An 11399-nucleotide genomic window follows, 5' to 3' on the forward strand; every position below is an offset into this window, starting at 1 on the left:
CCCGACGGCCGCTCAGCCGCCCGCTCTCGCGCACCGGCTCGCCGGCCTGCCCGAGCCCGAGCGCCGGCGCGTCGTCCTGGACCTGGTGCTGACACAGGTCGCGGAGGTCCTCGAGCTGGGCACCGCCGCCGACGTACCGCCGGACCGGGCGATCCGGGAGCTGGGCCTGCGCTCGCTGACCGCCGTACAACTGCTGCTGCGGCTCAGCCGGATCACCGGCGTCAAGCTGCCCACCACGGCCATCTACGACCACCCCACCGCCCGCGCCCTCGCGGACGTCCTGGTCGACGCGGCCTCCGGGCGGCACGTCCTGCCCGCCGAGGACGACGAACCCGTACAGCGCGCGGCCGACGACGACCCGGTCGCGGTGGTCGGCATGGCCTGCCGCTACCCGGGCGGCGTGACCGGCCCGGACGACCTGTGGCGGCTGCTGGTGGAGGAACGCGACGCCATCACCCCGTTCCCCACCGACCGCGGCTGGGACCTCGCCGCCCTCGCCGACCCGGACGGCCCCTCGGCCAGCCGCACCCGGCACGGCGGATTCCTGGACGACGCCGCCCTCTTCGACGCCGGGTTCTTCGGCATCAGCCCGCGCGAGGCCCAGCTGATGGACCCGCAGCAGCGCCTGCTGCTGGAGACCGGCTGGGAGGCGCTGGAGCGGGCCGGTGTCACCCCCGGATCCTGGCGCGGCGGGCGCGTCGGCGTGTTCGTCGGCGCCAACGCCCAGTCGTACTCCTCGCTGCTCGCGGGCCTCCCCGAGGGCGGCGACGGACACGCCCTGACCGGCCGCCTGGCCAGCGTGGTGGCCGGCCGCATCGCCTACGTCCTCGGCCTGGAGGGCCCCGCCTTCACGGTGGACACCGCCTGCTCGTCCTCCCTGGTGGCCCTGCACCTCGCGGTGCGGTCGCTGCGCTCCGGCGAGAGCACCCTCGCGCTCGCCGGCGGCGTGACCGTCATGCCGACCCCGGAGCTGTTCACCGACTTCACCAAGCAGGGCGGCCTGTCCGAGGACGGCCGCTGCCGCTCGTACGCCAAGGCCGCCGACGGACTCGGCTGGGCCGAGGGCGCCGGCATGCTCCTGCTGGAGCGGCTCTCCGACGCCCGGCGCAACGGCCACCCGGTGCTCGCTCTGCTGCCCGGCACCGCCATCAACCAGGACGGCGCCTCCAACGGCCTCACCGCGCCGAGCGGCGCCGCCCAGCAGCGGGTCGTACGGCAGGCCCTGGCCGACGCCGGACTGCGCCCGGCCGACGTGGACGCCGTCGAGGGCCACGGCACCGGCACCACCCTGGGCGACCCCATCGAGGCCCAGGCCCTGCTCGCCTCCTACGGCCAGGACCGCGACCGGCCGCTGTGGCTGGGCTCGCTGAAGTCCAACCTCGGCCACGCCCAGGCCGCCGCCGGCGTCGGCGGAGTGATCAAGACGGTGCTCGCGCTCCGGCACGGACTGCTCCCGAAGACCCTGCACGTCGACGAGCCCACCCCGCACGTGGACTGGGTGTCCGGAGACGTCCGCCTGCTGACCGAGGCCCGCTCCTGGCCCCGCGGCGAACGGCCGCGCCGGGCCGGTGTGTCGTCGTTCGGCGTCAGCGGCACCAACGCCCATGTGATCGTGGCGGAAGCGCCTGCCGACGCGGACGACGCGGCGGTCCGGCCGGCCGACCCGGTCCCCGTCCCCTGGCAGCTGTCCGCCCGCAGCGAGACGGCCCTGCGCGAACAGGCCGTCCGACTGCGCGAGTTCGTCACCGCCGATCCGGAACTGGAGCCCGCGGACGTCGGGTTCACCCTGGCCACCCGCCGCACCGCGTTCGAGCACCGCGCCGCCGTCGTCGGCCGCGACCGCGCCGAACTGCTGGCCGGGCTGGACGTGCTCGCCGCCGGCGGTGCCGACCCTGCCGTGGTCCGCGGCACCGCCGGAGCCGACGGCGGCGTCGTCTTCGCCTTCGCCGGCCAGGGCGGCCAGTGGATCGGCATGGGCGTGGAACTGCTGGACACCAGCCCGGTGTTCGCCGCCCGCATGGCCCAGTGCGAGCACGCCCTCGCCCCCTACCTGGACTGGTCGGTCGTGGACGTGTTGCGCGGCGCCGAGGGCGCGCCGCCGCTGAGCCGCGTCGACGTGGTGCAGCCGGTGCTGTTCGCGCTGATGGTCTCGCTGGCCGCGCTGTGGCGCTCCCACGGCGTGGTGCCGTCGGCCGTGGTCGGCCACTCCCAGGGCGAGATCGCCGCCGCCTGTGTGGCCGGTGCCCTGACCCTCGAGGACGCGGCCAAGATCGTCGCCCTGCGCGCCAAGGCCGTCGCCGACCTGCCCGGCCGCTGCGGCATGTGCTTCGTCGCCGCCCCCGCGGCCGACGTCGAGCGGATGCTGGAGCGCTGGCCCGGCCGGCTCGGCATCGCCGCCGCCAACAGCCCCCGCTCGCTGGTGGTCGCCGGCGACCGCGAGGCCCTGGAGGAACTGCTCGACCTCTGCGACGACGAGGATCTGCGGGCCGGCCGCGTCGCCGCCGACTACGCCTCGCACTCCCCGCAGGTGGAGGCCGTACGGCAGCGGCTGCTCGCCGACCTCAAGGGCGTCCGGCCCCGGGACGGCGACGTGCCCCTGTACTCCACCGTCACCGCGGACTGGATCGACGGCAGCGAACTCGACGCCCGCTACTGGTACCGCAACCTGCGCGAGCCGGTGCGGTTCCAGGACGCGGTCAGCGGCCTGCTCGCCGCCGGCCACCACGGCTTCGTGGAGATCAGCCCGCACCCCGTGCTGGCGGTCGCCATGCAGCAGACCGCCGAGGCCGAGGGCACCGAGCTGCGCGTGGCCGCCACCCTGCGCCGCGACGAGAGCGATCTGCTGCGCTTCACCACGGCGCTGGCCGAGGTGGCCGCCCACGGCACGCCCGTCGACTTCCGGCCCCTGTTCGACGCCGTCGGCGCCCGTCCCGTCGAACTGCCCACCTACCCCTTCCAGCGCGAGCGCTACTGGCTCGCCCCGGGCACCGCCGGCGCCGGCGACCTCACCGCGGTCGGCCTCACCGCCGGCGGGCATCCGCTGCTCGGCGCCGAGGCCGAACTCCCCGACGAGGGCGGCCTGCTCCTCACCGGCCGGATCAGCCCCGAGACGCAGCCCTGGCTGACCGAGCACACCGTGCTGGGCACCGCCCTGCTGCCCGGCACCGCCGTCCTGGAACTGGTGGCCCACGCCGGCCACCGGCTCGGCTGCGCCCAGATCGAGGAACTGACCCTGGCCGCGCCGATCGGCGTGCCCGCCGACGGCCTGACCCTGCGCGTCACCGTGCACGGCGCCGACGGGACCGGACGCCGTACGGTCGCCGTCCACACGCACTCCGGCGACGGCTGGACCCAGCACGCCACGGGCGTCCTGGCGCCGACCGCGCCCGCCGGGTCCGCGCCCGCCGGGCCCGGGTCGGACGCGTGGCCGCCGGCCGGCGCGGAGCCCGTCCCGCTGGCGGACGTGTACGACCGTCTCGCCGCCCGCGGCTACGGCTACGGGCCCGCCTTCCGGGGCCTGCGCGCCCTGTGGCGCCGGGACACCGAGGTCTTCGCCGAGGTCGCGCTCCCCGACACCGTCGACACCACCGGTCACCTCGTGCACCCGGCGCTGCTGGACGCCGTCACCCAGGCCGTGCCCGCCGCCGAGCCCGAGGACGCGCCCCTGCTGCTGCCGTTCTCCTGGACCGGCGTGACGCTGCACCCCGGCACGGCCCGCGTCCTGCGGGTGCGCGCCGCCCGGGAGAGCGCCGACACACTCCGCCTCACCGCGACCGACCACGAGGGCCGGCCCGTCGTGGAGCTGGCCGCGCTGCTGCTGCGGCCCGCGTCGGCCGGGCAGCTGCGCGCCGTGGCCGCCGCCGGCACCCGCGACGCGCTGTTCCGCGTCACATGGCAGAGCGCCGGGACCGGGACACCGGCCGCCGCCCGCTGTGCCGTCCTGGGCACGGAACCGGCAGGCCTCACCGCGCCCCTGAGCGGCACCCTCGCCGGTGTCGACGCGGGCGCGGTGGACCTCGTCCTCGCTCCCGTCGGCACCGGAGCCGACGTGGTCGCCGCCACCCACCGGGCCACCGCCCAGGTCCTGGAGCTGCTCCGGGACTGGCTCGCCGACGAGCGGTTCGGTCACGCCCGGCTCGCGATCGTCACCCGCCACGCCGTCGCCGTCCGCCCCGGCGAGGAACCCGACCCGGCCGCCGCCGCGGTGTGGGGCCTGGTGCGCTCCGCGCAGACCGAGCACCCCGACCGGTTCCTGCTCGTCGACACCGACGGCACCCCCGCCTCCCTGGACGCGGTGCCGGCCGTCGGCGACGAGCCGCAGACCGCGCTCCGCGACGGCACGCGCCTCGTCGCCCGCCTCACCCGGGCCACCGAGACCGCGCTGCGCCCGCCCGCCGACGCCGACGCCTGGCGCGTCGACGTGGTACGGCCCGGCAGCATCGACGGCGTCGACACCGCCGCCGCCCCCGACGCCACCGCCCCCCTGGCACCCGGCCAGGTGCGCATCGCCGTCCGCGCGGCGGGACTGAACTTCCGCGACGTGCTGTGCGCGCTCGACATGTACCCGGACGAGGTCGACGCGATCGGCTCCGAGGCCGCGGGCACCGTGGTCGAGGTCGCCCCGGACGTCACCGGCCTCGCCGTCGGCGACCGCGTCCTCGGCATGGTGCCGGGCGGCTTCGGCCCGCTCGCGGTGGTGGACCGGCGGCTCGTGGTGCCCGTACCCGCCGGCTGGTCCTGGGTCCGGGCCGCCGCCCTGCCGTCCGCCTTCGCCACCGCCCGCTACGCCCTCGTCGACCTCGCCGGAGTCCGCGCGGGGGACCGGGTGCTGGTGCACGCGGCGGCCGGCGGTGTCGGCATGGCCGCCGTGCAGGTGGCGCGGCTGCTGGGTGCGGAGGTGTTCGCGACGGCGAGTCCCGGCAAGCACGGGGTGCTGCGGGAGCTGGGTCTGGACGAGGCGCATGTGGCGTCGTCGCGGGACACGGAGTTCGCGGGCCGGTTCCCGGAGATGGACGTCGTACTGAACTCGCTCGCGGGTGAGTTCGTGGACGCCTCCCTCCAATTGCTGCGTCCCGGTGGGCGGTTCGTGGAACTCGGCAAGACCGACCGCCGCGACCCGGCCGACCTGACCGGCGTCGACTACCTCCCGTTCGACCTGCTCCTCGACGCCGGCCCCGATCGCGTCCAGAGCCTGCTGACCGAGGTCGCCGCCCATGCCGAGGCCGGCGAGATCACCGGCCTGCCCACCCGCACCTGGCCGCTCACCGACGCCCGCGAGGCATTCCGGTTCATGGCCCAGGCCCGGCACACCGGAAAGATCGTGCTGACCGTCGCGCCCTACGCCGACGGCACCGTACTGATCACCGGCGCGGGCGTGCTGGGCGGAATGCTCGCCCGGCACCTGGTGACCGAACACGGGGCCGGCGACCTGGTGCTGGCCAGCCGCCGCGGCGCCGCCGCCCCCGGCAGCGCCGACCTGGTCGCCGAACTGGGCGCGGCGGGCGCCACCGTCCGCTACGAGAGCTGCGACGTCACCGACCCCGCCGCGCTCGACGCGCTGCTCGCCGAGCTGACCGCCAAGGCCCCGCTGACCGCGGTCGTACACACCGCGGGCGCCCTCGACGACGGCGTGCTGACCGAACTCACCGCCGACCGGCTGCCGGCCGTGCTGCGCCCGAAGGCCGACGCCGCCTGGCACCTGCACGAGCGCACCGCGGCCCTGGACCTGTCCGCGTTCGTGCTGTTCTCCTCCGCGGCGGCCACCCTCGGCACCCCCGCGCAGGCCAACTACGCCGCCGCCAACGCCTTCCTCGACGCGCTCGCCGAACGGCGCCGCGCCGCCGGCCTGCCCGGCACCGCGGCGGCCTGGGGCCTGTGGGCCGACGCCACCGGCCTCACCCGGCACCTGGACGCCGCCGACGTCGCACGCGCCGGCCGCAACCGCATCGTCCCCCTGGCCACCGCCGAGGGACTGGCCCTGTTCGACGCGGCCACCCGCACCGGCGACCCGGTGACCGTCACCGCCCGCCTGGACCTCGCCACCCCGTCCGCCGCGCACACCCCGCCCCTGCTGCACGGCCTGGTCACCACCCCGGCCGGCCCGGCCGCCGCCCGCCCGGTGTCCGGCGCGGCGTCCCTGGTGACGCGGATCACCGCGCTGCCCGTGCCCGAGCGCACCCCCGCCCTGCTCGACCTGGTCCGCGGCCAGGCGGCCGACGTCCTGGGACACCGGGGAACCGACGCGGTGGCACCCGAACGCGGCTTCAAGGAGCTGGGCTTCGACTCGCTGACCGCCGTCGAACTGCGCAACCGCCTCGGTGCCGCCACCGGCCTGCGGCTGCCCACCACCCTCGTGTTCGACCACCCCAATCCGGCCGCCCTCGCCGAACACCTCCTCTCGGCGCTCCTGCCGAGCGAGTCCGACGAGGCGACCGCCGACCGGATCATCACCGAACTGGCCCGCGTGGAGAGCGCACTCGGCGCACTCCCGGCCGACGGCGCCGACCGGGCCCGGGTCGCGGCGCACCTGCGGGAACTGGCGGCCCGCTGGGACACGCACGCCACCGGCGACGCGCCGGAGCGGACCCAGCTGGACGGCGTCACCGCCGACGAACTCTTCGACCTGATCGACCGGGGCATCTCGTGACCCGCGCCGAACGAACCGCACGGGGGTGCACCGATGGCTGACGAGGCCAAACTGCTCGACTACCTCAAGCAGGTCACGGGTGATCTGCAGGTCGCCCGGCGCCGGCTGCGCGAGGCCGAGGCCCGCGACCGCGAACCGATCGCGATCGTCGGCATGGCCTGCCGCTACCCCGGCTCGGTGACCTCGCCCGAGGACCTGTGGCGGCTGGTGACCGCCGGGACCGACGCGGTCTCGTCGTTCCCCGCCGACCGCGGCTGGGACATGGCATCGGTCTACGACCCGGACCCCGACCGGCCCGGCACCTCCTACGCGCGCGAAGGCGGATTCCTCGACTCCGCCGGGGACTTCGACGCCGGCTTCTTCGGCATCAGCCCGCGCGAGGCGCTCGCCATGGACCCGCAGCAGCGGCTGGTCCTGGAGACCTCCTGGGAGGCCCTGGAGCGGGCCGGCCTCGACCCGGCCGGCCTGCGCGGCAGCGCCACCGGCGTGTTCGTCGGCTTCAGCAGCGAGGACTACTCCGACATCACCGGCACCGTGGCCACCGAGCTGGAGGGCTACGTCGTCACCGGCACCTCGCCCAGCGTGCTCTCCGGCCGGGTCTCCTACACCCTCGGTCTGGAGGGCCCCGCCCTCTCCGTGGACACCGCCTGCTCCTCCTCCCTGGTCGCCCTGCACCTCGCCGTCCGCTCCCTGCGCGCCGGTGAGTGCACACTGGCGCTCACCGGCGGAGCGACCGTCCTGGCCACGCCCTCCGTGTTCACCGAGTACAGCCGGCAGCGGGCCCTCGCGGCCGACGGCCGCTGCAAGGCGTTCGCCGCGGCGGCCGACGGGTTCGGCTTCGCCGAGGGCGCCGGCATGCTCGTCCTGGAACGGCTCTCCGACGCCCGCCGCAACGGCCACCCCGTGCTGGCCGTGGTGCGCGGCACCGCGATCAACCAGGACGGCGCGAGCAGCGGACTCACCGCCCCCAACGGGCTCGCGCAGCAGCGCGTGATCCGCCAGGCGCTCGCCGACGCCCGCCTGGCCGCGAGCCAGGTCGACGCCGTCGAGGCACACGGCACGGGCACCCGGCTGGGCGACCCGATCGAGGCACAGGCGCTCCTGGCCACCTACGGCCAGGAGCGCGAACAGCCGCTGTGGCTGGGCTCGGTGAAGTCCAACATCGGCCACACCCAGGCCGCCGCCGGTGTGGCCGGCGTGATCAAGATGGTGCAGGCGATGCGCCACGGCGTACTGCCGCGCACACTGCACGTGGACGCGCCGTCCCCGCACATCGACTGGACCGCCGGCGCCGTGGAACTGCTCACCGAGGAGCGGAACTGGCCGCAGACCGAGCAGCCGCGCCGCGCTGGTGTGTCGTCGTTCGGCGTGTCCGGCACCAACGCCCACATCGTCCTGGAACAGGCACCCCCGCGGCCCGAACCCGCCGGCGAGCCCGCCGACCGCACCCTGCCCCTCGTCCCGTGGACGCTGTCGTCCCGTACGGCGGCCGGCCTGCGCGCCCAGGCCGAACGCCTCCTCGCGCACCGGCCCGCGCTCGACGCCGGCCCCCTGGACGTGGCCCTCGCGCTCACCACCACCCGCACGGCCTTCGAACACCGTGCCGTCCTCCTGGGCCCGGACCACGACGCGCTCCTGGCCGGCCTGACCGCCGTGGCGGAAGGCGCCGAGGCGGCCACCGTGGTCCGCGGCCGAGCCGTGGGCGACGGCCGCGCCGTCTTCGTGTTCCCGGGTCAGGGGGCGCAGTGGGCGGGGATGGCGGTGGATCTGCTGGATTCCTCGCCGGTGTTCGCCGAGCGGCTGGCGGAGTGTGCGGCGGCTCTGGAGCCGTTCGTGGGCTGGTCGTTGCTGGATGTGGTCCGGGGCGCGGAGGGTGCTCCGGGCCTGGACCGGGTCGACGTCGTCCAGCCGGTGCTGTGGGCGGTGATGGTGTCGTTGGCCGAGGTGTGGCGTTCGTACGGCGTCGTACCGTCGGCGGTCGTCGGCCACTCGCAGGGGGAGATCGCCGCCGCGTGTGTGGCGGGGGCGCTGTCGTTGGAGGACGGCGCCCGTGTGGTCGCCCTGCGCAGCCAGGCGTTGACGACGCTCGCGGGCACCGGGGGCATGGTGTCGGTCACGGCTGCCCAGGCCAGGACCGAGGAGCTGCTGGCGGCTTGGGCCGGCCGAGTGGCCGTCGCCGCCGTCAACGGCCCCGAATCCGTCGTCGTCGCCGGTGAGGCCGTGGCGCTGGAGGAGTTCCTCGCGCACTGCGCCGACCGCGACGTACGGGCCCGCCGGATCGCCGTGGACTACGCCTCCCACTCGGCGCAGGTCGAAGCCGTGCGCGAGCGGCTGCTGGCCGACCTCGACGGCATCCGGCCGCGCGAGGGCTCGGTTCCGCTGCTGTCCACCGTGACGGGGGAGTGGGCGGACGGTACGGCGCTGGACGCCGGCTACTGGTACCGCAACCTGAGGGAACCCGTCCGCTACGCCGACGCCGTCGCCGCCCTGCTCGCCCAGGGCCACCGGGGTTTCATCGAGGTCAGCCCGCACCCCGTCCTCACCATCGGCACCCAGGAGACCGTGGAGCGGGCGGACACCGCGGCCGTGGTCGTCGGCACCCTGCAGCGCGACCGGGCCGGACTGCCGACCCTGCTGCACCACCTGGCCGAGGCCCACGCCCACGGCGTCCGCGTCGACTGGACCGCCTTCTTCCGGGGCACCGGCGCACACCCCGCCGACCTGCCGACCTACGCCTTCCAGCGGGACCGCTACTGGCCGCCCGTCGACGGCGCACCACGCCCGCTGCCCCCGGTCACCCCCGTCACGCTCCCCGCGCAGCAGCCCGCCGACGGCGGCACGCCGTGGAGCGACGGCCTCGCCGGGCTGTCCTCCGCCGAACGCCGGCACCGGGTCATGGACCTGGTGCGGCTGCGGACCGCCGCCGTACTCGGCCACGCCGACCTCGCCGCGATCGAACCGCACCGCGGTTTCACCGCCCTCGGCTTCGACTCCCTCGCCTCGGTCCGCCTGCGCACCGCGCTGACCGAAGCGACCGGTCTCACGCTGCCCAGCAGCGTCGTCTTCGACCACCCGAACCCGGCCGCCCTCACCGACCACCTGGTCACCCGGCTCGACGGCGCGCCCGTCCCGGCCCGCCCCGCCGTCCGCACCACCCCGGCCGACGAGCCGCTGGCCGTCGTCGGCATGGCCTGCCGCTTCCCCGGCGGCGTCACCGGCCCTGAGGAGCTGTGGCAGCTCCTGGCCGAGGGCCGCGACGTCATCGGGGACTTCCCCACCGACCGCGGCTGGGACCTCGACGGCCTCTACGACCCCGATCCGGACCGGGCCGGACACACCTATCTGCGCCAGGGCGGCTTCCTGACCGACGCCGCCGACTTCGACGCCGAGTTCTTCGGCATCAGCCCGCGCGAGGCACTGGCGATGGACCCGCAGCAGCGGCTGTTCCTCGAAGCCGCGTGGGAGGCGTTCGAACACGCCGGCGTCGACCCGCTCGGCCTGCGGGGCACCGCCACCGGCGTGTTCGCGGGCGTCACCGACCAGCGCTACGACTCCCGGCACGGCGCGGTCGGCGGCGTGGACGAGGGACTGCTCGGCACCGGAAACTACGCCAGCGTGCTCTCCGGCCGGGTGGCCTACACCCTCGGCCTGGAAGGCCCGGCCATCAGCGTGGACACCGCCTGCTCGTCGTCCCTCGTGGCCCTGCACCTGGCCGGCCAGTCACTGCGCAGCGGCGAGAGCTCGCTGGCCCTCGCCGGCGGCGTCATGGTCCTGTCGACACCGCGCGCCTTCGTGGAGTTCTCCCGGCAGCGCGGCCTCGCCCCCGACGGCCGCTGCAAGGCGTTCGCCGCCGCCGCGGACGGCATCGGCTGGTCCGAGGGCGTCGGCGTGGTCCTGCTGGAGCGGCTCTCCGACGCCCGCCGCAACGGCCATCCCGTGCTGGCCGTCGTACGCGGCTCGGCGATCAACCAGGACGGGGCCTCCTCCGGGCTCACCGCGCCCAACGGCTCGGCCCAGCAACGGGTCATCCGCTCCGCGCTGGCCGCCGCCGGTCTCACGCCCGCCGACATCGACGTCGTCGAGGCACACGGCACCGGGACCACCCTGGGCGACCCCATCGAGGCCAACGCCCTGCTGGCCACCTACGGCCAGGACCGCGAACAGCCGCTGCGGCTCGGCTCGCTGAAGTCCAACATCGGCCACACCGGGCCCGCGGCGGGCGTGGCCGGCGTGATCAAGACGGTGCTCGCGCTGCGCGCGGGCGAGGTGCCCCGCACCCTCCACGTGGACGCGCCCTCCCCGCACATCGACTGGGCCTCCGGTTCCGTCGAACTCGTCACCCGTGCCACCCCCTGGCCCCGGACCGGCCGGCCGCGCCGCGCGGGCGTGTCCTCGTTCGGCGCCAGCGGCACCAACGCCCATCTGATCCTGGAGGAGGCCCCGGAGCAACCGGCCGCGCCCCCGCGTGCCGCCGCGCCGCGCCGGCTGCCGTGGGTGCTCTCCGCCCGCTCCCGGGCCGCCCTCGCCGACCAGGCCACCCGGCTCGCCGACCACCTCGGCGCCCACCCCGGACTGGACCCGCTCGACGTCTCCTTCTCCCTTGCCGCGTCGCGGGCGTTGTTGCCGCATCGTGCGGTGGTGGTGGCGGCTGATCTCGCGGAGGCGCGCCGTTCTCTGGTGGCGTTTGCCGCGGGGGAGCCGGTGGAGGGTGTGGTGGCGGGTGCTGCCGGGTCGGGGGACGGCCGGGTGGTGT

The 11399-nt window shown here is 76.2% G+C and carries 1 protein-coding gene and 1 pseudogene; both read left to right on the forward strand.

Annotation, left to right across the window (positions count from 1 at the left end):
- Positions 1-13: 13 nt before the first annotated feature.
- Positions 14-6646 (forward strand): annotated as a pseudogene (locus ACH47Z_RS43000) (SDR family NAD(P)-dependent oxidoreductase); the annotation flags it as partial.
- Positions 6647-6697: 51 nt separating this feature from the next.
- A partial coding sequence (locus ACH47Z_RS43005; RefSeq protein WP_399084710.1) for a beta-ketoacyl synthase N-terminal-like domain-containing protein occupies positions 6698-11399 on the forward strand: 4702 nt, incomplete at its 3' end.

Origin of the sequence: Streptomyces sp. NPDC020192 (assembly GCF_044388685.1) — a bacterium.
In the GTDB taxonomy this organism is placed as follows: domain Bacteria; phylum Actinomycetota; class Actinomycetes; order Streptomycetales; family Streptomycetaceae; genus Streptomyces.